At 54.0% G+C, this 22,282-nt stretch carries 23 protein-coding genes; 13 read left to right on the top strand and 10 right to left on the bottom strand.

Annotated features, from left to right (window positions below; translation table 11 throughout):
- Positions 1-68: 68 nt before the first annotated feature.
- The 3 genes from pds (at position 69) to SPI6313_RS07980 (ending at position 2,854) form a co-directional block, all read left to right on the top strand.
- Positions 69-1,478, top strand: coding sequence for a 15-cis-phytoene desaturase (pds, locus tag SPI6313_RS07990; RefSeq protein WP_072620519.1), 1,410 nt, complete (start codon positions 69-71; stop codon positions 1,476-1,478).
- 88 nt (positions 1,479-1,566) lie between these two features.
- Positions 1,567-2,499, top strand: a complete 933-nt coding sequence (gene crtB, locus SPI6313_RS07985; RefSeq protein WP_072620518.1) for a 15-cis-phytoene synthase CrtB — start codon at positions 1,567-1,569, stop codon at positions 2,497-2,499.
- Positions 2,500-2,545: 46 nt separating this feature from the next.
- Entirely contained in the window at positions 2,546-2,854 is a 309-nt protein-coding gene (locus tag SPI6313_RS07980; protein WP_072620517.1) for a hypothetical protein, read from the top strand.
- 158 nt (positions 2,855-3,012) lie between these two features.
- Here the strand turns inward: SPI6313_RS07980 and SPI6313_RS07975 are convergent, their stop codons facing one another.
- From SPI6313_RS07975 to SPI6313_RS07955, 5 genes are all read right to left on the bottom strand, one after another.
- On the bottom strand, positions 3,013-4,164 hold the full coding sequence (locus SPI6313_RS07975) for a DUF4350 domain-containing protein (RefSeq protein WP_084668946.1): 1,152 nt from the start codon (positions 4,162-4,164) through the stop codon (positions 3,013-3,015).
- A 128-nt stretch (positions 4,165-4,292) separates the two neighbouring features.
- The gene (locus tag SPI6313_RS07970; RefSeq protein WP_217650537.1) at positions 4,293-4,616 is read right to left on the bottom strand and encodes a HepT-like ribonuclease domain-containing protein; all 324 of its coding nucleotides are present in this window, start codon (positions 4,614-4,616) and stop codon (positions 4,293-4,295) included.
- A gap of 58 nt (positions 4,617-4,674) precedes the next feature.
- Positions 4,675-4,992 carry a nucleotidyltransferase family protein gene (locus SPI6313_RS07965; RefSeq protein WP_072620514.1) on the bottom strand — a complete coding sequence of 106 codons (318 nt, stop codon included), beginning with the start codon at positions 4,990-4,992 and terminating at the stop codon, positions 4,675-4,677.
- Positions 4,993-5,052: 60 nt separating this feature from the next.
- On the bottom strand, positions 5,053-5,649 hold the full coding sequence (locus tag SPI6313_RS07960; protein ID WP_072620513.1) for a DUF4129 domain-containing protein: 597 nt from the start codon (positions 5,647-5,649) through the stop codon (positions 5,053-5,055).
- An 86-nt stretch (positions 5,650-5,735) separates the two neighbouring features.
- Complete coding sequence (locus SPI6313_RS07955) at positions 5,736-6,782, bottom strand: tetratricopeptide repeat protein (RefSeq protein WP_072620512.1); 1,047 nt, start codon at positions 6,780-6,782, stop codon at positions 5,736-5,738.
- A 179-nt stretch (positions 6,783-6,961) separates the two neighbouring features.
- Here SPI6313_RS07955 and SPI6313_RS07950 point away from each other — a divergent pair, with 179 nt between their 5' ends.
- Together SPI6313_RS07950 and SPI6313_RS07945 are read left to right on the top strand one after the other, a co-directional pair.
- Complete coding sequence (locus SPI6313_RS07950; RefSeq protein ID WP_072620511.1) at positions 6,962-8,107, top strand: class I SAM-dependent methyltransferase; 1,146 nt, start codon at positions 6,962-6,964, stop codon at positions 8,105-8,107.
- 497 nt (positions 8,108-8,604) lie between these two features.
- Positions 8,605-9,225 carry a PEP-CTERM sorting domain-containing protein gene (locus SPI6313_RS07945; RefSeq protein WP_072620510.1) on the top strand — a complete coding sequence of 207 codons (621 nt, stop codon included), beginning with the start codon at positions 8,605-8,607 and terminating at the stop codon, positions 9,223-9,225.
- Positions 9,226-9,439: 214 nt separating this feature from the next.
- On the opposite strand, the gene SPI6313_RS07940 is transcribed toward SPI6313_RS07945, so the two are convergent.
- A complete protein-coding gene (locus SPI6313_RS07940; protein ID WP_072620509.1) occupies positions 9,440-9,637 on the bottom strand; it encodes a hypothetical protein in 198 nt (65 codons plus the stop codon).
- A 410-nt stretch (positions 9,638-10,047) separates the two neighbouring features.
- Between SPI6313_RS07940 and ilvC the strand changes: the two genes are divergently transcribed.
- From ilvC to SPI6313_RS07925, 3 genes are all read left to right on the top strand, one after another.
- Positions 10,048-11,043, top strand: coding sequence for a ketol-acid reductoisomerase (gene ilvC / locus SPI6313_RS07935; RefSeq protein ID WP_072620508.1), 996 nt, complete (start codon positions 10,048-10,050; stop codon positions 11,041-11,043).
- A 212-nt stretch (positions 11,044-11,255) separates the two neighbouring features.
- On the top strand, positions 11,256-12,281 hold the full coding sequence (locus tag SPI6313_RS07930; protein WP_072620507.1) for a diguanylate cyclase domain-containing protein: 1,026 nt from the start codon (positions 11,256-11,258) through the stop codon (positions 12,279-12,281).
- Positions 12,282-12,436: 155 nt separating this feature from the next.
- Entirely contained in the window at positions 12,437-13,936 is a 1,500-nt protein-coding gene (locus tag SPI6313_RS07925; RefSeq protein WP_072620506.1) for an adenylate/guanylate cyclase domain-containing protein, read from the top strand.
- A 42-nt stretch (positions 13,937-13,978) separates the two neighbouring features.
- Here the strand turns inward: SPI6313_RS07925 and SPI6313_RS07920 are convergent, their stop codons facing one another.
- The 3 genes from SPI6313_RS07920 to SPI6313_RS07910 all read right to left on the bottom strand — a co-directional run bounded on the left by SPI6313_RS07920 (position 13,979) and on the right by SPI6313_RS07910 (position 15,603).
- Positions 13,979-14,968, bottom strand: coding sequence for a GAF domain-containing protein (locus SPI6313_RS07920; RefSeq protein WP_072620505.1), 990 nt, complete (start codon positions 14,966-14,968; stop codon positions 13,979-13,981).
- Positions 14,969-15,047: 79 nt separating this feature from the next.
- Positions 15,048-15,356, bottom strand: a complete 309-nt coding sequence (locus tag SPI6313_RS07915; RefSeq protein WP_072620504.1) for a DUF3181 family protein — start codon at positions 15,354-15,356, stop codon at positions 15,048-15,050.
- Positions 15,349-15,603 (bottom strand): 2TM domain-containing protein, encoded by a 255-nt coding sequence (locus SPI6313_RS07910; protein WP_072620503.1) that lies wholly within the window; start codon positions 15,601-15,603, stop codon positions 15,349-15,351. The genes SPI6313_RS07915 and SPI6313_RS07910 overlap by 8 nt, the downstream gene beginning before the upstream one ends.
- A gap of 468 nt (positions 15,604-16,071) precedes the next feature.
- On the opposite strand from SPI6313_RS07910, the gene SPI6313_RS07905 reads away from it, so the two are divergent.
- The 3 genes from SPI6313_RS07905 to SPI6313_RS07895 are packed head-to-tail and all read left to right on the top strand — an operon-like array spanning position 16,072 to position 18,800.
- The gene (locus SPI6313_RS07905; protein ID WP_072620502.1) at positions 16,072-16,347 is read left to right on the top strand and encodes an HU family DNA-binding protein; all 276 of its coding nucleotides are present in this window, start codon (positions 16,072-16,074) and stop codon (positions 16,345-16,347) included.
- 27 nt (positions 16,348-16,374) lie between these two features.
- Positions 16,375-17,457, top strand: a complete 1,083-nt coding sequence (gene cobD / locus SPI6313_RS07900; protein WP_072620501.1) for a threonine-phosphate decarboxylase CobD — start codon at positions 16,375-16,377, stop codon at positions 17,455-17,457.
- Complete coding sequence (locus tag SPI6313_RS07895) at positions 17,457-18,800, top strand: FAD-dependent oxidoreductase (protein WP_072620500.1); 1,344 nt, start codon at positions 17,457-17,459, stop codon at positions 18,798-18,800. The genes cobD and SPI6313_RS07895 overlap by 1 nt, the downstream gene beginning before the upstream one ends.
- A gap of 8 nt (positions 18,801-18,808) precedes the next feature.
- Here SPI6313_RS07895 and SPI6313_RS07890 read toward each other — a convergent pair whose 3' ends face one another.
- Positions 18,809-20,230 carry a DnaJ domain-containing protein gene (locus SPI6313_RS07890; RefSeq protein ID WP_072620499.1) on the bottom strand — a complete coding sequence of 474 codons (1,422 nt, stop codon included), beginning with the start codon at positions 20,228-20,230 and terminating at the stop codon, positions 18,809-18,811.
- 236 nt (positions 20,231-20,466) lie between these two features.
- Between SPI6313_RS07890 and SPI6313_RS07885 the strand changes: the two genes are divergently transcribed.
- The gene (locus SPI6313_RS07885; protein ID WP_072620498.1) at positions 20,467-20,814 is read left to right on the top strand and encodes a YkvA family protein; all 348 of its coding nucleotides are present in this window, start codon (positions 20,467-20,469) and stop codon (positions 20,812-20,814) included.
- A gap of 270 nt (positions 20,815-21,084) precedes the next feature.
- Complete coding sequence (locus SPI6313_RS07880; protein WP_072620497.1) at positions 21,085-22,251, top strand: RRXRR domain-containing protein; 1,167 nt, start codon at positions 21,085-21,087, stop codon at positions 22,249-22,251.
- Positions 22,252-22,282: the final 31 nt, after the last annotated feature.

The raw sequence follows: 22,282 nt of genomic DNA, 5'->3' as shown, positions 1-22,282 counted from the left end.
ACGAATCGCAACGTATAATAACCAAAGAGCTAAATTGTAAACAAATCTTAAGGATTAAGAGTTTTTCAATGCAAGTTGCGATCGCCGGAGCCGGATTGGCAGGATTAGCCTGCGCCAAGTATCTGGTCGATGCGGGTCATACCCCCATCGTCTTAGAACGCCGTGATGTGTTAGGGGGACTCGTCGCCGCCTGGCAAGACGAAGACGGGGACTGGTACGAAACCGGCCTCCATGTGTTTTTTGGAGCCTATCCCAACATGCTGCAACTCTTCGCCGAACTCGGCATCGAAGACCGCTTGCAATGGAAAGACCACACCCTGATTTTTAACCAACCGGAAAAACCCGGCACCTATTCCCGCTTCGACGTGCCCGACATCCCCGCCCCGATCAATGTCATCCTCTCCATCCTCCGCAACAATGACATGCTCACCTGGGAGCAAAAACTCCGCTTCGCCTGGGGGTTGTGGCCAGCGATCGTCCGGGGTCAGCAATATGTGGAAAACATGGACGAGTACAGCCTCCTCGAATGGCTCGAACGCCAAGGGGTCGATGAAAAAGTAAACAGCGATATTTTCATCGCCGCCTCCAAAGCCCTCACCTTTATCAATCCCGACGAAGTCTCCGCCACTGTCCCCCTCACCGCCCTCAATCGCTTCTTACAAGAACGCTACGGCTCCAAAGTCGCCTTCCTCGATGGTTCCCCCACCGAACGCCTCTGTCAGCCGATGGTGGACTACATCACCGCACGGGGGGGAGAAGTTCACCTCAACACCTCCCTCAAGGAAATCACCCTCAACCCCGACAACACGGTGCAAAGCTTCGTAATGCGGGGCCACAACGGCGCACCGGATCGGGTGATTACCGCTGATGCCTACGTGTCGGCCCTCTCCGTTGACCCCCTCAAAACCCTAATTCCTCAACCCTGGCGCGAAATTGACTATTTCCAAAAACTGGCCAAGCTCGAAGGCGTGCCGGTGATTAACATTCACCTCTGGTTTGACCGCAAACTCACCGACATTGACCAACTGCTCTTTTCCCGTTCAGACCTCCTCAGCGTCTACGCGGATATGAGCAACACCTGCCGGGGGTATGAGAGCGATCGCTCCATGCTCGAATTCGTCCTTGCCCCCGCCGCCCAGTGGATCAGTAAATCCGACGAGGACATCCTCACCGCCACCCTCGTTGAACTGAAAAAGCTTTTCCCCCATCACTTTGAGGGAGATAACCCCGCCCAACTGCTCAAATCCAAAGTCGTTAAAACCCCCCGCTCTGTTTACAAAGCGGTGCCCGGCTGTCAAGCCTACCGACCCGACCAAAGCAGCCCGATCGCCAACTTCTACCTCGCCGGAAGCTATACCATGCAAGAGTTTCTCGGCAGTATGGAAGGCGCGGTCTTGTCCGGTAAACGAGCGGCCCAAGCCATTCAGCGCGATGCGTCCTCGTTCACACCAACCCCCCCTGCCCTAGTAACCTCTTAAATTAGGCTACTCAAGACACCAGTCCAATGGGACAATGCTAACCTAATGGCTTATTCTTGCCCTCCCATCGCGTTTCAGCCCGGATTGAATGCTGCAACTGCCTAAACCTCACCACCACCCCCCGAAAACCCTCGTCTCTGCCGCAGAGTCGTATGAGTACTGTCGGCAAATTACCGCCCACTACTCCAAAACGTTCTATATGGGAACGTTGTTGATGCCCCCAGAGAAGCGCCAAGCGATCTGGGCGATCTATGAATGGTGTCGCCGCACGGATGAACTCGTCGATGGCCCTAAAGCCTACACCACCACCCCTGAAACCTTGGATGCGTGGGAAAACCACCTCGAAGCCGTTTTTGCGGGCCATCCCCAAGAGGATGCGGATGTGGCTCTGGTGGACACCCTCGAACGCTTTCCGATTCCCATTGACCCCTTCCGCGACATGATCGCAGGTCAACGGATGGATCTCTACCGCAGTCGCTACGACACCTTTGAAGAGCTAAAGCTTTACTGTTACCGCGTGGCGGGGACAGTGGGGTTGATGACCAGTCCGGTGTTGGGGTTTTCAGAACCACCCTCGGCGAGTCCGTGGCAGTTGGCGAACCATTCTGAAACCCTGGAAGCGGCGGTGGATCTGGGGATTGCGAACCAATTGACGAATATTTTGCGGGATGTGGGCGAGGACACTGGACGGGGCCGGATCTATCTTCCCTTGGCGGATTTGCATCGTTTTGACTACACGGAAAAGGATTTGTTTAACAGTGTGGTGGATGAGCGGTGGCGATCGCTGATGAAGTTTGAAATCCGCCGCGCCCGCGAATTCTATCGTCGTGCCGAAGACGGCATTCGGGATTTAAACCCCGATGCCCGGTGGCCGGTGTGGTCAGCGTTGATGCTCTACCAAGGCATTCTCAATGTCATTGAGCAAAACGATTACGACGTATTTAACAAGCGGGCCTTTGTTCCCAAAGGTCGTAAGTTGCTTTATTTACCCGTGGCTTGGCTCCGCGCTCAGGTGTTGTAATTGACTGAGATTCGTCTATCTCAATGTTCAATAGGAAAGGGCGATCATGCTCACCCAAGCCGAATTTGAAACCCTGATCAATGATCCTGAAAAAGTGATCGATGGTGATATTACTTGGACACAAGAGCGATCGCCCCGGTCAGGTTTCCGTGTCGAAATCCTTAGCCCCGCTGGTTATCCTCTGTTCCTCAAAGGCAGCTACAACCCAATCATTGTTGCTCTCTCCTACCACATCATCACGGCCCCTGCCACCGATCCGGTGCGGGTTTGGGAACAATTCTGCCAAGAGGCGAAAATTCACCATAATGGGAGGATGGACACTCCCCCACCCACCCAGCTTGACCTGTTCCTATGAACACCACACCCTGCCAAACCATCACAGATACTATCGGGCAACTCTACACCTGTTCTGAGGTGAATGGTTTTGTGCGGATTCGGACACCTTACACCCGAAACTCAAACTCTCACAGATTTAGGTGAAACCCTGCGGTGGTTGGATCTGCAAACCGTTGGTCAACACCTTTCAGACTCCCGCACTATTTTCGTAATGATCGCCTCCCACTGTTGGAGCCATTGCTGTAGTTCCCCTTTGCTGAGGCGGGATTTCGTTTGCAGATGGAGGACGCGATTGAGGTCACGGAGCGATCGCCCCCGTTCTACCCAAGCCGCCCGCAGGTCATCGGGGGTCAGCAATGTACTGCCGAGGCCAAGCTGATGTTGTAATTGGCGTTGTTTTTCCGCACTAAGCAGTTGCAGGACAAAGTGATGCTGTTCGGCTTTGGCGAGGACTGAGGCGAGGGCGTTGATATAGGCTTGGCTATTGTTTTCCATGGGCGGGGTGAGGGGTTGGGCGGCTCCAAAGCGACGATTGAGGGCGATGAGAGCGATCAGAGTGGCGATCGCACCTTGGATCGCTAGCGGCGCGAGGGCCGTTTGGGCGAGATAACCCCAGAGGGTATCGCGGTCAGGATCGGCTGCGATCGCGCCTTCCTCTTCATAACCATGCAAATATTCATCCACCCACACCGCCCGCGCCTGAAAATCAATCGCAGTACCGAGGGGATCTTGAGGCTGCACCACCAGATGGGCCAACAGTTGAAAATTGGCCCGCGTCTCTTGGTAGGCATTGGCCGCCAAAAAGGGGGTTGTGACTCGAATCATTTCCCCATTACCCACCGATTCCCGCCAAGCGATCGCCCCATAAGGGTCAGACCAAATCCCCGCTGTGGCTTCTAATTTACGGCGGCGGGTATCGAGTTCACCCGCCCCCCACGGGGTATTCGGTTTACTCTCGAAGGGGGCAGCGGTGACCGGCTGACGAACGCCCACCTGCACCAGGGTATTGCCCGCGCTGATCCAGGCGGCTAGCTCTGGACTGGGGGAAGGGTCAGGGATGAGGGAGGGATAAATTTGCAGGAAGGTTTGGCCGGGCGAACCAGCGTGAGTAGCGGAAAAATCCGCAGCGGGCCGTTGCCAGCGTTGGAGATCCATGCCTTCTGCCTGGGCCCAAGCGTACCAAGCCCCGTAGCCTTCGGGGCCACGGGTATAGGTGGAGCCGGAATAGAGGGGGGTTTGAGCGGGGGCGATCGCAAGACTGATTAAAAAGACCAATCCCACCACACCGAAAACCCCCCGCAGCCCGTGCCGTCGTAAACGCTGCATCATGAATGGGTTGAGAGGTCAGAGTAAGTATGCCAGCAGCGATCGAACAATGCCGCTGTGGGGCGTGTATCCCCAAATTTTAGGCCTTGGTGCATGACAAGAAGGGTGAAATAGAGATTAGCCGGACAGAGTTAGTCTTCATAGTCGTTGAGGATGGATTGAATTGCATTGATTATTTCGGGAAGTTGTTTTTGGCACAGTGTGAAAATTTCTTCGGCATCAATATCAAAATAGCGATGCGCTAAAACATCACGCACACCCTTTGCACCGCGCCAGTTGACTTGTGGATAGGGGGCGAAAATTTTGCCATTCGTTTCCCGATCCAGCCATTTTAGATTTTCACCAATTGCAATCAACATCATGCTGATCGCATCCAGCAAATCTTGACCCCGATCGGTGTCTAGAAAGTCATCAGGGTGTGAAATTTGTGCGAATCGGCGATTGATCCGTTGCAACGCTTCATGAATTTGTAGGAGTTTTTCGTAAATTAGTGTCGGGTCAGACATTGGCAATTCAGATGTAAATTGCGTCGCGATCGATTCTGCGTTTGAGGTAGTGATTCATGCGGGGGCGATAGCGAATGAGGTCGATAGAGCGTTGAAACCTGTGTTCGAGATCGGTTTTGATATCCACCATGGTGAACAGGTCGGGTTCTGTTAATTCCAGCACGATATCGATATCACTGGTGGCGGTGGCTTCGTTGCGAGCGACTGATCCAAAAATGCCAAGGCGGGTTACACCATATTTTTCGTGTAGGTGGGGGGCAAAGTGACGGAGGGTATCGAGGATGCGATCGCGCTCTGGGGGAAGGTGATCGGGGAGATGATTCATCGTGGGTGAATGGAGATTTTTTTTGAGTGTATTGGGTGCAGGTGAAAAAGTGACGCTGCTTTATGAATGGGTTGAGAGGTCAGAATAAGCGTGCCAACAGCGATCGAACAATGCCGCTGTGGGGCGTGTATCCCCAAATTTTAGACCTTGGTGCATCACCAAGAGGGTGAAGTAGGGGTCAGGGCGGGGGAGGGTTTGGATTAACTGGCGATATTCGCCATCGGTGCGGCTGGGGAGATGGGGGGCGATGTGGCGATCGTGGAGAATTTGGAGCATTCCCAAGTAAAGACAGAGACAGGCTTGGCGATAGTGACCCTTGAGATACTGTTGTTTGGCTTCGGTTTGCCATTGGGCGGCGGTGTGCTGGAGGGATGAGGGGGCGGTGGTGCGATCGCGCTGATTGCGGGTGCGCCATGATTTAACGTAGGGGGCAAGGCCTCGCCCCACAACCCACAGGCTCCAAAGACCGAGGGCGATTAACCCTCCCCAAAAAATGAGCTGGCGCAGGAGTTGCCAGGGGGGAGACATCAGCCATTGGGCCACGTCCGTTTCATCAGGGCCGTTGAGCTGACGGGTTTGCCAGTCCCACCATTCCCCAATCTGCCGCTGCCATTGGCTGAATTGCCAACTGAGGCTTTGTTGTGCAAAGTCGCTCATCGTCGCTGTTGTGGTATATCCCTCGGCTCTAGTTTAGGTGGTGCGGTCGAGTTGGATCACCTGTTAGCAGGCGGAGATCGCTGCTTCTAGTTGTTTTGGTCTCTCAACGCATTCCTAAGATTATTGCGAGCACGAGTGTGATTAGGGTCAATTTCGAGCGCCCGTCGGTAGGATGCGATCGCTTCATCAAGTTTCCCTTGGGTATACAGGGCAAAACCGAGATTGTTGTGAGCAAGGGCATAGTTAGGATCAATTTGGAGCGCCCGTTGGAAGGAGGCGATCGCTGCTTCTAGGTTCCCTTGCTCAGACAGGGCATTACCGAGACCAATGTGAGCATCAGTATAGTTAAGGTCAATTTGGAGCGCCCGTTGGAAGGAGGCGATCGCTGCTTCTAGGTTTCCTTGGTCAGACAGGGCAATACCGAGATTGTTGTGAGCAATGGCATAGTTAGGGTCAATTTGGAGCGCCCGTCGGTAGGATGCGATCGCTTCTGCTAGTTTTCCTTGGTCACTCAGGGCAAAACCGAGATTGTTGTGAGCAATGGCATCGTTAGGGTCAATTTCGAGCGCCCGTCGGTAGGATGCGATCGCTTCTGCTAGTTTTCCTTGGTCACTCAGGGCATTACCGAGATTGTTGTGAGCAAAAGCATCGTTAGGGTCAATTTGGAGCGCCCGTCGGTAGGAGGCGATCGCTGCTTCTAGGTTCCCTTGGTCTTTCAGGGCAAGACCGAGATTGTAGTGAGCAAAAGCATAGTTAGGGTCAATTTGGAGCGCCCGTCGGTAGGAGGCGATCGCTGCTGTTAGGTTCCCTTGCTGATACAGGGCAAGACCGAGATTGTTGTGAGCAGCAGCATTATTGGGGTCAATTTGGAGCGCCCGTCGGTAGGATGCGATCGCTGCTGTTAGGTTTCCTTGCTTTCTCAGGGCAAGACCGAGATTGTAGTGAGCGACAGTATTATTTGGTTCGGCCTGTAGCACTTGCCGAAACACCCTCTCTGCTTCAGCAAAACGACCCTGCGCTTGGGCTGCATTGCCCTGCTCAAAAAGTTGATTGACCGTCTGAGCCATCGCCCCCTGCGGCGCAAAGCCCAACGACACCGCCAACACCAACGCGACCACCTTGCGATTAACCATGGCTACTCCAGACGTAAAGTTTTTCCCAGTTTAATCCACCTTCCCCTAAACCTGCCGGGCCATTAACACCCCCTTATGACCTGCTGATAGCTCCCCATCGATTCATCCCCCGGCTTCGCGTCGTATTGCCAACTTGCCCCGCCCCGCATCAGGATAGGGATAAAAATCTTGAGGACATCATGACAACTGCGGATCTACTGGCGGTGCTGTGCGATCGCTCTCCCCTCACCTTTGCCGATTATATGGATACGGTGCTGTATCATCCCGAATTTGGCTATTACAACACCGCCCCCATTGGCCCAGAGGGGGATTTTTTCACAGCGGCCAGTTGCGATCGCGACTTTGGTGAACTCCTCGCCGTGCAATTTCGCCAATGTTGGGAAATTTTGCACCGCCCCGACCCTTTCACCATCCTGGAAATGGGAGCCGGTGAAGGCGATACCGCCTTGCATATTCTTGACGCGATCCAAGGATCAGAGCCGGAATTCTACGCTCATCTGAATTATCAAATTGTGGAGCGATCGCCCCAAAAACGTCAGACCCAACAGGCCAAACTCGCCCCCCATCCCGTCACCTGGCAGACTTGGGACGACATCCCCGCCGATTCAATTCGGGGCTGTTGTTTTTCTAATGAACTGGTCGATGCGTTTCCCGTGCATCAAGTGGTGATCCAAGGGGGCCAACTTCAGGAGGTCTATGTTAATGCCACCTCGGACGGTCTAACGGAAACCGTTGGCCCGCTCTCAACGCCGCAACTTCAGACCTATTTTGCAGATCTCGCGATTCCCCTACCGGGCCCCACCTATCCCGACGGCTACCGTACCGAGGTGAATCTCGCCGCCCTTGGTTGGCTGCACACCGTTGGCCAAAAACTGGATCAGGGTTATCTCTTCACCATTGACTACGGCTATAGCAGCGATCGCTACTACCACCCCCAACGCCACCAAGGCACGCTCCAAGCCTATTACCAACACCGCCACCACAACAACCCCTACGTCAACCTGGGCCGCCAAGACCTCACCGCCCATGTCAACTTCACCGCCCTCGAACAGTACGGCACTGCTGCCGGACTGCATCGCCTTGGCTTTACCCCACAGGCGATGATGTTGATGGCGTTGGGATTAGGCGATCGCCTCACCGCCCTCTCCAACGGCAGCTACACCCTCCCCCAAATCCTGCAACGGCGCAGCCATCTGCATCAACTGATCAATCCCACCGGCCTCGGCGGCTTTGGGGTCTTACTTCAACAGCGCGGCTTAACCCCAACCCAACGCGAAACGCCTCTCCGTTGCCTTCAAGAACCAAGCTTCCCCGTTTCTCCGTAATTCCTAGAAAAACACACCATGATCTTGAGTACCTAAACCTCAAGATTGCGTGTAAACACGGATTCCCCAATAGATCCCTAGAGCGATCGCCTGGAATCAAAACAATGCATGAAAAAATATGTATCCGTGTTTTTACGCAAAAAGCACCTACCTCAACTTTGCTCCCAACAAAAAATAAGTATTTTTACGTATTTAATCAGTCTAGAAAATGGCTTGAAATTCAATTTCAATGGTGCTGCAATACCCTGTTTATCAAGGTTCACAATGCTCGACTCTTGGTAAGAACACCAGCCAAATAGACCATTTATTTAATACATTTCACCGTGGCAGTTTAAAAATCATTTGACCACTCTTTACAAATAATCGACAGATCTTCATGGGAACTTTATTGAATCGCCTAGGCAATCAGGTTATTCTGAAGGAGCAGCGGGGGAAAAGCTAAAAACGCTGCCAAGTACAACATTAAAAACGCCTAGTTACTCGTGGGAGGGTAAAAAATGAAACGCTTAATCTCTACTCTAGCTATTTCCGCCTTGGTTGGTACCGCAGCAATCGGCATGATCGCAGACCAAGCCTCCGCTAGACCGAATAATACCCAACAAGCTCTTGCCGACTGCGCCTCTGGATCGGTAAGTACCGACATTTTCTCCTTCGCTACCTGTGCTGCGGAAGAAGGTAATGATACCGGCAACAAAGGTACTCTCCTCAGCAAGCTCGGCAGTGGTGACCTGTTCAGCGGCTTCGACACCAGCGGCATGAACTGGTCAGTCTTGGGTAAATCTGATGATGGTGGTAGCGTCAGTGCTGATGAAAGCGTCAGTGGTTCCTGGTCTGCACTTCTTGGTGATAGCTTCTACGGTAACGTGGTCGTCAGTGTGAAAACCGCCACCGGTTACTATGCTTACGCTTTTGAAGGGGTTGATGCTGCAAAACTGACGGGTGGTTCTTTCGGCGGTCAGTTCGCCACAGCAAATGGTAAAGACTTGTCCCACATGACCATCGCAGTGGCTCAAACTGAAAAGCCCAGCACCGGCACGCCCGAACCCTTCTCGATGATTGGTGCAGGCTTGGCTGTGGGCATGGGAACCTGGCTGAAAAAGCGCAGCACCAAAGCCTAGGTTTTCATCACCGTTAGGGTGAACTCACTCTAAAACGTTTCGCTTGGCAATGAGAATTAGGGATATTCCGCTTCAGGAATGTCCCTATTTTTTTGGGTGTTGGCAGTATTTTGATGGGACAGTCGGGGCAATTAAAAAATCAGCCCGGAGGGGTCCGAGCTGAGGTGAGAGCATGGGATTTGATTGTGAAGCGATGGGGGGTTAGGTGCGAAAATTAGGCAAGGGAGACGCGACCGCGTTGGACGGCACGGAGGAGGCGGTTAATGGCACGGCACTCGTCTTCGGTGAGGTGTTCGTCCATGACGGCGGCCATTAAGCCGAAGCGATCGCTGAGCGTTAAGGTGTGGGTTTCGGCAACGTCTGCGAGGATGGCGAAGATTGCACCGGGGATGAGTTGAAGGTCGTACGGCATGGTCTTAAACGGTTTTGCTCTCGATGTTTCTATCTTCACTGGTTTCGCGGCTAAATCCCGTGATATGCCCTCTGGATCTCTGTGAACTTACCCACACCTAAACCTGATCTAAATACTAATACTTAGTGATATTGGTGATATCAACGCGTGATGTTTGTCACGGCGAATTGTCCGGAGAGTTTGAGAATGGGGCTGGGTGAGGTGTTGGGGGAGATGGGAGCGATGCGATCGCACTGAAATCATGGGGGAGGGGATAGCGATCGCATCGAAAAAAGCTCCCCCCTGCGATCGGACGACTCCACCCATCCATTTAGCCCCTTCAGCATGGCGCGAGAAGGGGAGGACTGTACAGCCGTCTGATAAAATAGCAAGTCTGTCTGACTATATTTAATGCTTCAGGAGATTTCCTTATGGCTCGTATGTACTATGATGAAGACGCTAATTTAGACCTTCTCAACGGCAAAACCGTCGCCATCATTGGCTATGGTTCCCAAGGTCATGCCCATGCCCTCAACCTCAAAGAAAGTGGAGTGAATGTGGTGGTGGGTCTGTACGAAGGCAGTTCCTCGGCCGCCAAAGCCAAAGATGCAGGCTTGGCCGTGCATTCAGTGGCTGATGCTGCCAAAGCTGCCGATCTGATCATGATCCTGTTGCCCGATGAAGTTCAAAAGGCCGTCTACACCACAGAAATTGCCCCGCACCTAAGCGCTGGTAAAGTGTTGCTCTTCGCCCACGGCTTTAATATTCACTTCGGTCAAGTGGTTCCCCCCAGCGATGTGGATGTGGTGATGGTGGCTCCGAAAGGGCCAGGGCATTTAGTCCGCCGCACCTATACCCAAGGGGAAGGCGTGCCCGCTCTGTTTGCGGTGTATCAAGATGCGTCGGGGCAAGCACGCGATCGCGCCATGGCCTACGCTAAAGGCATCGGTGGCACTCGCGCCGGCATCCTTGAAACCAGCTTCCGGGAAGAAACCGAAACCGACCTCTTCGGTGAGCAAGTGGTCCTCTGCGGGGGATTGAGTGCCTTAATTAAATCCGGCTTCCAAACCCTCGTTGATGCGGGTTATCAGCCTGAACTCGCCTACTTTGAATGTCTCCATGAAGTGAAGCTCATTGTGGATCTGATTGTGGAAGGCGGCTTGGCTAATATGCGCGACAGCATCTCCAACACCGCAGAATATGGCGACCTCACCCGTGGCCCGCGCATCGTCACCGACGAGACCCGCGCTGAAATGCGCCAAATCCTCAAAGAAATCCAAAGCGGCCAATTTGCCCGTGAATTTGTCCTCGAAAACCAAGCGGGCCGCCCTGGCTTCACCGCCATGCGTCGCCAAGAAGCCGAGCATGTCATTGAGGAAGTGGGTAAAGATCTCCGCGCCATGTTTAGCTGGCTGAAGGAAGGTTAAGCCAATTTTCCTGCACAATCTGTATCCACATCTCTAAACAGTGAATCCCCAATCATCATAATCTTGATCGGGGATTTGCTATATCGGCGGAATGCGATCGCGAGTTTCTGCTTAAAGATAGCTGCTGAGAGTCAATGGATTGAGATATTGTGTCTAGTAACCATCTATTGCCCCGATGGTGTTTCTACGCAAACCTTGTCTGTCAATTCCCTATGAGCCAACCCTCAGAACCAGTAAAGGGCAATATTCTGATCATTGATGACACGCCCAATAATGTGCGCTTACTTTCTACCTTGCTGACCAATCATGGATATGACGTGCGGGGTGTGATTAATGGTGAAATCGGTTTGCGGGCTGCCCGTTCCGCCATACCCGACTTAATTTTGCTCGATATCAGCATGCCCCAAATGAATGGGTATGAAGTCTGCCAATCCCTAAAATCCGATGCTCTCACGCAAGATGTCCCGGTCATTTTCATTAGTGCGTTTAATGAGGTCACGGATAAAGTTAAAGCGTTTGAAGTGGGGGGAGTTGACTACATTACCAAGCCTTTTCAATGGGCTGAGGTGCTAGCGCGGGTGGAAAATCAGCTTAAAATCTGTCTGCTGCAAAAACAATTGCAAATGCGCAATCAACAATTGCAACTGGAAATTCAAGAGCGGGTCAAGGTGGAAACGGCGTTGCAAATGGCCAATGAAAAGCTGCAAGGGTTGGCGAACCAAGATGGATTGACCGGCACGTCTAACCGTCGCCACTTTGATGAATATTTGCAGCGTTGGTGGATTCTGTTGACGGATGCGGGATCTATTGCACTGATTCTCTATGATGTGGATTTTTTTAAGGCGTTTAATGATCATTACGGGCATTTGGAGGGCGATCGCTGCCTCCAACGCCTTGTCCAAGCAACCCAAAAGGCCATTGATACCATTGCTCCTCCCCATGCCCTCCTCGCTCGCTATGGCGGGGAAGAGTTTGGGGTGATTTTGCCCCAGGCGGACCGTGATCTAGCGCAGTCCGTTGCCCAAGCGATTCAAAGCCATGTCAACATGGCCGCGATTCCCCACCAAAAATCTACAATTCAAGACACGGTGACCGTTAGCTTAGGGATTGCCTGCATCGATTTCACCGCAGCGAAGGAACCCACCGCACTTATTGCCCAAGCCGATGAAGCACTGTATTTAGCCAAATCCGCTGGGCGCAATCGTATCGTTCACTATGATGCCGCCAAAAATTCCTAAATAATCCAGACAGATCATCCTGAATGTGATCTAAATCACCTCGTACAATAAAGGAGGGTGGATGGTCTGAATCTTGATCTGTGTGATTTCACTGTGTTTCCCGCAATGCTTTTTCTCGACGATTGTTCAGGAACACGTCCCTTTCATCTCCATTGATGGCTGAACTTACTCCGCTCCCCTTATCTGAATCTGATCTTCCGGCCGATATCCTTGTGGTGGACGATACGCCCCACAACTTGCGTTTACTGTCGTCCTTGCTGACCCGCAAAGGATACAAGGTGCGGAGTGTCCTCAGTGGTGAAATGGCCCTGAAGGCGGCTCAAGTGTCACCGCCGGATTTGGTGTTGCTCGATATTAATATGCCCCGGATGGATGGCTATGAGGTGTGCCAACGCTTGAAGGAGAATGGGATCACACAGCATATTCCGATTATTTTTATTAGTGCCCTCAATGATGTGGTGGATAAGGTGAAGGCTTTTGGGGTGGGGGCGGCTGACTATATTCCGAAACCGTTTCAATTTGCGGAAGTGTTGGTGCGGGTGGAGCATCAATTGGATTTGTTGCGGTTGCGGCGGACGTTGGAGTCGCAAAATCAGCGGTTGGAACAGGAAATTCGCGATCGCATCCTGATCGAAGAAGCCCTCCAAGCCTCCGAAGCCGAACTCATGGCCCTGTTTGCCGCCATGAATGACATGATCCTCGTCTTTGATCGTGAGGGACTCTGCCACAAAGTTGCCCCCACCAAATTCGATCACAGCCGCCTCCGGTTCGACCCTCCCCACACCACCCCCAATCTTAGGGATATCATCCCGGCAGCAGAGGTAGACCACTACCTCAACACCATCCAAGGGATTCTCGATAGCCAAGAAACCATCAACGTTGAATATGAAATGTCCCTAGCCTCCGGGCAACGGTGGTTTTCGGCGAATATTTCCCCCTTATCCGGCGAACTCGTGCTCTGGGTGGCGCGGGATATCACCGCCAGTAAGCTAGCCGAAACTGCCCTCCGCCAAGAACAAGAACGTTCCGAAACCCTCTTGCTCAACATTCTGCCCGCCCCGATCGCCCAACGCCTCAAAAATCAAGAAAGCACGATCGCTGACTATTTCGACAGCGTCACGGTGTTATTTGCCGATCTGGTTAACTTCACCGAACTTTCAACAGAACTCTCCTCAACGGAACTCGTGGAAATTCTCAACACGATTTTTTCCGATTTTGACTATATTGCCGCCCGTCACGGCCTCGAAAAAATCAAAACCATTGGGGATGCCTATATGGCGGTGTCGGGGCTGCCCTATCCCTGCGATGATCATGCGCCCCGCGTCGCTCGGATGGCGTTGGAGCTTTTGGACTACATCAAGCAATTCAACGCAGAAACCGGGAAACAGTTTGCCCTGCGGATCGGCATCAATACGGGGTCTGTGGTGGCGGGGGTGATTGGGGTGAGTAAGTTTGGCTATGACATGTGGGGGGACACGGTGAATGTGGCCTCGCGGATGGAGTCTCAGGGGGAACCGAACCGCGTTCAAGTCACCCAAACCACCTACGAACACTTGAAGCCGTTCCAGGATCAGTTTTTGATCGAACCCCGTGGCACTGTGTTGGTGAAGGGGCGCGGGGAGATGATGACCTATTGGTTGGCGCGATCGCCCTAGGATTCCCCCCCTCAACCCCCTAGCACCAAGGCATCCACCGCACTAGGTCAAACTGAGCACACCGATGATCACATACTTCCCGTAAAATTTTGTACGAGTTCCGTAGACATCCACCCCGACGACGCGGCGATCCTTGCGTTGCCCTTGAAATTGACAGGACAGAATCGGGTTAAAGCCTTGGAAGCATTGCTGCATCTGCTCTGCCACTTCACGATAATGGGTGGTGGACACGAGTTTGAGAATTGATTCTAGGATTACTAATTCGCCAAATTCATAGCCAAAAATTTGAGCGACGCGGGGATTGGCATAGAGAAACTTGCCGGTATCGGAGATGATAAAAATTCCGACTTGGGAAAGATCGGTGGTGTTTTCGTCTGGATTGGTGTTGGCTTCTTGCTTGGTGGCTTCTTGCTTTTGATGTTCAAGCATGTAGAGCCGAGCATTATCGAGGGCGAGGGCCATCTGAGTGGCGCACATCTCCATCAGTTCCGCCAGTTGGGGGGTGAAGTGGCGGGGTTTGGGGTGGGTGAGGGTGAGCAGGCCGAGGAGCACTTTACCGCGCAGGATGGGGACACAAAGGGCGGAGCCGACGGTGTAGGGCTGGTTGGGTAGGGTCATCCAGCGGTCATCGGTGCGGGTGTCGTCGATGCGGCCAGTTTGGCGATGTTGGACAACCCAGCCGGCGAGTCCTTGATCGAGGACTTTGCCGATCAGGTCGTCCCGTTGTTCTCGAATGGTGGCTCCTCTGGCGAGGATGCTTTCGGTGACAGCGCCGTTGGTGTCGAGGAGAAAGAGGCTACTTTCTTCGGCGAAGGTGAGCTTGACGGAGACTTTAATGGTTTGGAGCAGCATGGAGCGCAACATGAGGCGGCCGGTGGCGGCGCGTCCCATGGAGACGAGCGATCGCACCAGTTGGTCTTGAGCATCAAAGGCGAGTTTAACTTTTTGCAGGTGTTCGGATTCCTGTTGCAGACGCTCGACTTCTTGAATCAGTTCATCCTTGGAGAGTTCAGCTAAGATGCGATCGCTCATAATTCCCTTTCCCGATGTGGGGTTTTGTGTGGCTCACTCCGATTGGCCAGACCTCCGGCCCTGATGTTTATCCTCTGACCTAGAGCTGATGCTGGAGTTCTTCTAAGACATCCATCAAGTCAACTTGACAATGCATCGGCAACAGTTCGAGGAGCGGTAGTTCTCGCTTACCCCCGCCAACTTTGACCGGAATTTGCCGTAACACTTCAAGGACACGGTCTTCACTGATGTCATTGTCAACCAAGAGGGGATAGAGACGCTGGGCCACAAGGGTATGGAGTTTCGCGTCGTTGAGGTAGAGATGCCATTTGGCAACGTCAATGTAGACTACACTGCCGATCGCACTGGCGATCGCTTCAATTGCTTCGGTGGGATTGGGGTTAGCCATCGGAGTTTAGGGAGTAATCAGCGATCGCTGTAATGTAAATGAAATGAACCAGGAGCAGAACGGCCCAAATCCCGGTGACCCATTTCGCCCACGGCCAGGCCGCCTGTTTGAGTTCATAAAAAAACCAAATGCCGGAATTGCAGGCTAGAAACCCTGCTACATGCACCGCGAAGGTCATGCGATCGTCCAGACGACGATAGGCCGGGTCAGTTGCGCGATCGGGTTTGCGGGGCCAACGGGGAGGCATGAGTGACTTTTAAACCTAACGATATAGACTACTAGTTTAACCTGAGTTGGGAAGGGCCATGGCTGGGTAAATCCTAGGGAGGGGCCTGCGATCGCGGCAAGTCTTAACCTTTCTTTATCGAAATGGTGTTGCAAACAGCCACGACACAGACAGGTTTTTGCCGATGGCCGACGCGGGAAAGCGACGATAGTTTTTGAGTAAAAAAGGCTGAAGCCTTTACAGCGGTGGAGTTTCAGTGATTTGAGTTGCCCCAAGGATTGCCTAACTTGCGCCCCGCGACCCCAAAGAAATATTAAAAACCTTGGGAAAATGGGGCTTTCAGCGATCCACAATGACTAGACAACGCTTAGAATGAGTCAGTAAAATTACGACCCGATGAGGCTTTCAGCAATTTTAAGCTGAAGTCCAGGGTGAATTGAACTTGTTCTCTATAATTTGAGAGCGCCAATCCAGCAAGGAGATTTTGTAATGAATAAAGGCGAACTTGTCGATCAGGTTCACGAAAAAACCAGCGTGACCAAGAAAGATGTGGATCGGGTCATCAGTGCTACCGTTGAAGCCATTATGGAAGCGGTGTCCAATGGCGAAAAAGTGACATTGGTGGGTTTTGGTTCCTTTGAGCCTCGCGATCGCAAAGAGCGCGAAGGTCGCAACCCCAAAACCGGCGATCCGATGAAAATCCCCGCGACCAAAGTGCCGGCGTTCTCTGCCGGTAAATTGTTCAAGGAAAAAGTCGCTCCGTAACTTGGCGAGCTATTTTTCGCGGTATTAATGAAGACGCGACCGACTCACGGCGGGAATCTAGTTTGGGCAACCGATGTTGCTGACTGTTCCTGCCGTGAGCTTTTAGATTTTTCGGCGAGTATTAACCCCCTCGGCCCGCCACCCTGTGCGATCGCCGCCCTCCAAGCCAGCACCCCCACCCTCAGCCATTACCCCGACCCCAACTACACCCACCTGCGGGATGCGATCGCCCGCCACCACAATATCGATCCCGATTGGATTTTACCGGGCAATGGTGCGGCAGAACTCCTGACCTGGGCCGCCTGGGATCTTGCCGCCCACACCGAAACCACGACCCTATTTACCCCTGCCTTTGCGGATTATCGCCGTGCCCTCCGGGCGTTCCAAATTTCAGTGCGGGACGTGCCGTTACCCCTCGATCCGGCGCATCCTCAAGAGCCAGAGTTGCCCGCTGATCTGTCCGGGCTGCTGCTCAATAATCCCCACAATCCGACGGGGAAACTCTGGCCCCTAGGGGCAATTGTGCCGTGGATTGCCCGCAGTCAGTTGGCGATCGTCGATGAGGCATTTATGGATTTTCTGCCGCCGTCCCAGCAAGAAAGTTTGATTGATCAGGTGGCGGCTTGGCCCCAGGTGGTGATTTTACGATCGCTGACGAAGTTTTATAGTTTGCCGGGGCTGCGGTTGGGCTATGCGATCGCCCATCCGGATCGGATTCGGATTTGGCAAGACCGGCGCGACCCCTGGGCGGTGAATGGGTTAGCGGCGGCAGTGGGGGTGGAGATTTTGCAGGACTACGACTTTCAACAGCAAACCTGGGCTTGGCTCCCCCCCGCTCGCCAAGCGTTGGCCGAGGGGTTAGCCCAAATTCCGGGTCTAGAACCGCAACCGGGGGCGGCGAATTTTCTCCTGGTGCGGACGGAGATTCCCAGCGATCGCCTCCAACTCCATCTCCTCAAAACCGCTAAAATTTTGATTCGGGATTGCCTCAGTTTTCCGGAATTGGGCGATCGCTACTTCCGCGTTGCCGTTCGCACTCCGGCCGAAAACCAACGCCTGATCACCGCGTTGCACACCACTGTTACCGCCCTTTCGCCCGATGATTGCTAATGGCGTTTGATTACGATTTGGTTATTGTGGGCCATACGCCCGCTGGTGTCGCTGCTGCCCTCGAAGCCACCCAACAAGGGGCCCGCGTCGCCCTGGTGAATCACAATCTACCACCGGCGATCGCCCCCTATATCCGCTACGGCCTGCGCTACTGGAGTTCTCAACAGAGAACAGAATGGGCGGCCGTGGATTGGCCCGCGATCACTGCCCAGATTCAAGGGGGCGTGGCGGCGATTACGGAGCAATGGAGTCCGGCGGTGTTGGGGATGGCGGGGGTGGATTGGGTGGCGGGGATGGCGGAGTTTGTCACGGAACCGGCCCTGGGGTTGCAGGTGGGGGAACGGGTGCTGCGATCGCGGGCCTATCTTCTTGCCTTGGAAACCACCACCGCCCGTCCGGAATTAGCTGGGCTGAATGTGTTGACGGTGGATCAACTGTTAACCCTGCCTCAACTGCCTGCACAGCTGGCGATCGTGGGGCATCAACTCGATGCGGTGGAACTGGCCCAAAGTTTGCAGCGGCTGGGCAGCCAGATCACCTTGATTTGTCGCGATCGCCTCCTGCCCCACGAAGACCCCAGCCTCGTCCAACGGATTCAGGCCATCCTCGACGGCAGCGGCGTGACCGTACTCCCCCACAGCCCCATTCAGCAACTCAAAGTCCTCGACGGGCAAACTTGGCTCCAACTCCCGGAACAGGCCCTCGCCACCGATGCGCTGCTCTGGCTCGATCGCCCCCAACCGGAACAGAGCGGGCTACACCTCGATCGCGTCCAAGTCACCGTCCACCCCCACGGCATTCCCGTCACGGCAACCCTCCAGACCCACCATCCCCGCATCTATGGCATCGGCGCAGGCTTAGGCGGCTACGACCTCCCCCACCTCGCCCAAGCCGAAGCTACCCAAGCCGTCCACCATGCCCTCAAGCGTCACCGCCGCGCGATGGACTACCGCACCATCCCGATCATTCTCCACACAGACCCAGCCTTTGCGCGGGTGGGGTTAACGGTGGTTCAAGCCCGCGCCCACTATGGCGAAGCGGTACTCTGCCATCAGACCTATATCAAAGACAGCGCCAGCGCGGCCCTGCGGGGAACCACCACGGGACTCTGTCGGGTGGTGGTGTTGCCGTCGGGGGAACTGTTGGGGGCGGCGGTGTTGGGGTCGGCGGCATCGGAGGCGATCGCTGTTTTTGCCCTTGCCCTCGCCCAGCGGCTAACCCTGGATGATTTACCCAGCCATCTCTTTCCCCAACCGAGTTTTTCCGAGGCGATCGCCGAACTCCTCACCCGCTGGCATCAGCATCACCCCGTCCCCCGCTGGCGGCAGTGGTGGCCGTTTTAGCTCACCCCCTAGGAGCCGGAACGCCACCAGAGTTTAATCGTGTGATCGAGGCTGCTGCTGGCGAGGGTGTTCCCGTCGGGACTGAGCACGAGGCCGGTGATGCGATCGCTGTGCCCATGGATCGTATCGTCAGCCTGACCCGTTGCCACTGACCACACCTTGATCATGCCGTCTTCGCTGCCACTGACCAGAAATTGATCATCGGTGCTGAGGGTGAGGGCGCTGATGGGTGTTGCGTGGCCCGTATAGGTTTGAATCACCATACCCAGGGCCACATCCCAGACCCGAATTTGCTGATCTGACCCCGCAATGAACAGACGCGACCCGTCGGCATTAAACAGCAAATCCGTCATTCGATACTCTTGCCGCAACGCCCGCAACAGTCGCCCCGTCCCCATCTGGCGAATTTTCAGGGACTTTTCGAGGCTGCTGCTCACCAAGGTGAGGCCATCGGGACTGATGGCGACGGCGTTAATGGTGTGGGAATACCCCGTTAAGGTGCGTAATTCTTTGCCGCTGCTGATCGCCCAGAGGCGCACGGTTTGATCGGCGCTGCCACTGACAAGGCGTTTGCGGTCGGGATGAAAGGCGATCGCAAACACCCCCTGGCTATGTCCCCCAAACCAGCCCCCCAAGGTTCGGACTAACCGGCCATTTTGGAGATTCCAAAGGCGCACGGTGCGATCGCTCCCTCCGCTGGCAATCCACCGCCCGTCAGGACTCACCGCCACACAATGAACCTGCCCCGTATGGCCGGTTAAGGTCCGCAGCGATCGCCCCGTACTCAACTGCCACATTCGCACCGTCGCGTCATTGCTGCTGCTCACCAAATAGCGCCCATCGGGACTCAACGCCAACCCCGTCACCCCCGCCCGATGTTGGCGCAGGGTTCCGGCACAGGACCAGGCCACCGCCGGGGGACGAGTCCGCCCTGTTGCCGCTGAGGTGGGCGATGGGGTGGGGGCTTGACTGCGTTTTTTCAGTTGAGCCACGCGGCGCAGATCGGCATTGGCCCGGCGATCTTTTCCTGTCACTGCATAGACCAACGCCCGATATTTATAGGCCGCCAGATAGTCCGGCTGTAAAAAAATAGCTTGGGAAAAGTCAGCGATCGCATCGCTGTAGCGTTCCTGCTTCGCTTTTTCTACCCCTTTGATGTAGTACCATTCCGCCTCATTTTCCACCTTGCTGCGGGGGGCCACCTCATCCCCCAACGGCTGCCCCGATACCCGATGATCTTTGAGGTAGGCGTAGGCTTCGTTAATCGCTTTAATCCGCTGCTCGGCTTCGGCCTGTTCTGTGCCCGTTGCGATCGCAAAACGATCGGGATGCCACTGCTTCACCAACCGCCGATAGGCCTGTTTAATCGCCTTCGCCGATGCCCCCGGACGCAGTTCGAGAATCTCATAATAGCGATAAACATTAGCCATGCCGTCTCACCCTGAATAACTCCCATTCCACAGGGTTCAGAGTTAATCTAGCATCCTATTATCCACCGTCAGCCGCCAACCGGGGGCAATGGGTCAATCCACCACATCCTGCCCTCGGTAAAATTGCTCGCTGAGGTAGCGAGCAGAACGATTATGAATTGTTTAAAATAAGGTCTGCTCAACCCGTTGCAACCATGCATTTCAGGCACATTTTCATGATGAGGAGATAACAGCTAATGCCCAGTTCTGATCCACACCATCATAGTGATGGTAATCATGAAACGTCGTTCTGGAAAAAGATTAAGCAAAGTGCGACGGCAGCCGGAAAAGCAGTTATTTTACAGGCCCTAACGCTTTACTACTGTTCGCGAGATTCTGATACTCCTGCCTGGGCAAAGGGCATCATTATCAGTGCTCTGGGGTATTTCATTTTCCCGTTAGACGCTATCCCTGATTTCATTCCAGTGACGGGCTACAGTGATGATTTTGGTGCTTTGGGTTTGGCGATCGCGACTGTTGCTGTTCATATCAAGGATGAGCATAAAGCCCAAGCTCAGGCGCAGCTAAAAAGATGGTTCAATTAACCCCACAATACTCAGGGGAGGATTGAGGATTATCGATGTACAGAGCCGGACAGTTCAATGACCCCCACCTGGCATCCGCCGAGGTGGGGGAGTGACCGGAGATAACCCGGTCGTAGCTGCGAATAGGCCACCAAGGTTAGTACGGCAACACTTCCGGTTGCTTCTCTAAATCGGATTATTTGTAAGGCCCTGGAATCTCAGGGAGTGGGTTCAGCCCAGAAACACCGTACTCACTGGCTGAAGAGACCTATAGTTTTGGAATTATCTTCCATGCAACGCATCCCAGCCCAAAACCCTGATGGTACTCCTGCCATGCCCACCAAGAGTAGTCGCGCTCAACGGTGGGTAGCGCAGGGCAAGGCCCAATGGGTGAAAACCAATCTACGGATTAAGGTAGTGCGCCTGAAAGCGGAGCCATCGGGTCGCAATACCCAGCCCATCGTGGTCGGGGTCGATCCCGGCAAACTCTATTCAGGGATTGCCGTTCAATCCGCTCAAGCGACATTATTCCAGTCCCACCTAGAACTCCCCTACCCCAGGGTGCGTGAACGGATGGATCATCGCAGAATGCTACGGCGTTCTCGCCGCAGTCGGCGGATTAATCGAGAGTTACCCTTTCAGCTACGAAATCATCGCCAAAAGCGATTTAACAACCGTAAACAGCAGAAAGTGCCCCCCAGTATCCGAGCCAACCGAGACCTAGAGTTTCGAGTTGTTCAGGAGTTGTCCCAACTATTCCCCATTGCCACCATTGGCTACGAGAAAGTTCGCGCCGACGTGGACTTAACCTCAGGTCGAAAGGGAGCAAAATCTGGGCAAGGTTTCTCTCCGGTCATGGTGGGGCAAGCCTACGCCATTGAGAAAATGGAGCAAATTGCCCCCGTCTACACTCGCTACGGGTGGCAGCAGGATGGCAATGGCACCGCTCAACTTCGCTCTGCTTTGGGATTAAAGAAGTCTCAGGACAAAGCAGAACAAATTCCCCAAACCCATGCGGTAGATGGTATCGCTTTAGCCTGTGGATACTTCATCGAGTATCGTCCCTTCCACCGGAAACGCAGTCACGGTTATCTTTGGTTTGGAGAGGTTAAGCTCACATCTGCCCCATTTGTGGTGATTAAACGGCCACCCATCAGTCGCAGGCAACTGCACCTCATGGTTCCCCGTAAAAAGGGTCTACGCCGCAAATATGGGGGCACAGTAACCCGCCATGGATTCCGGAAGGGCGATCTAGTGCGGGCTGAGATGGCAGGTCGCGTCTCGGTGGGCTATGTGAGTGGGGATACGACTCGGCAAGTTTCTGTTTCTGAGTTCACTTGGAAGCGTATTGGACAGTTTAGTGCTGCCAAGGTTGAGCTACTCTATCGCGCCACGGGTATTTTGGTCAGTTGCCCGCAGAGATTGTCAGTCAGTGGGGCATTTAACCCCGCTGCCTGACGCTTGTTTCCTCCCCCACCTGCGGTGCGAG

The organism is Spirulina major PCC 6313 (genome assembly GCF_001890765.1).
Lineage (GTDB): Bacteria > Cyanobacteriota > Cyanobacteriia > Cyanobacteriales > Spirulinaceae > Spirulina > Spirulina major.
The sequence above is the reverse complement of the archived record's forward strand: the minus strand, read 5'-3'. Positions and strand labels throughout refer to the sequence as shown.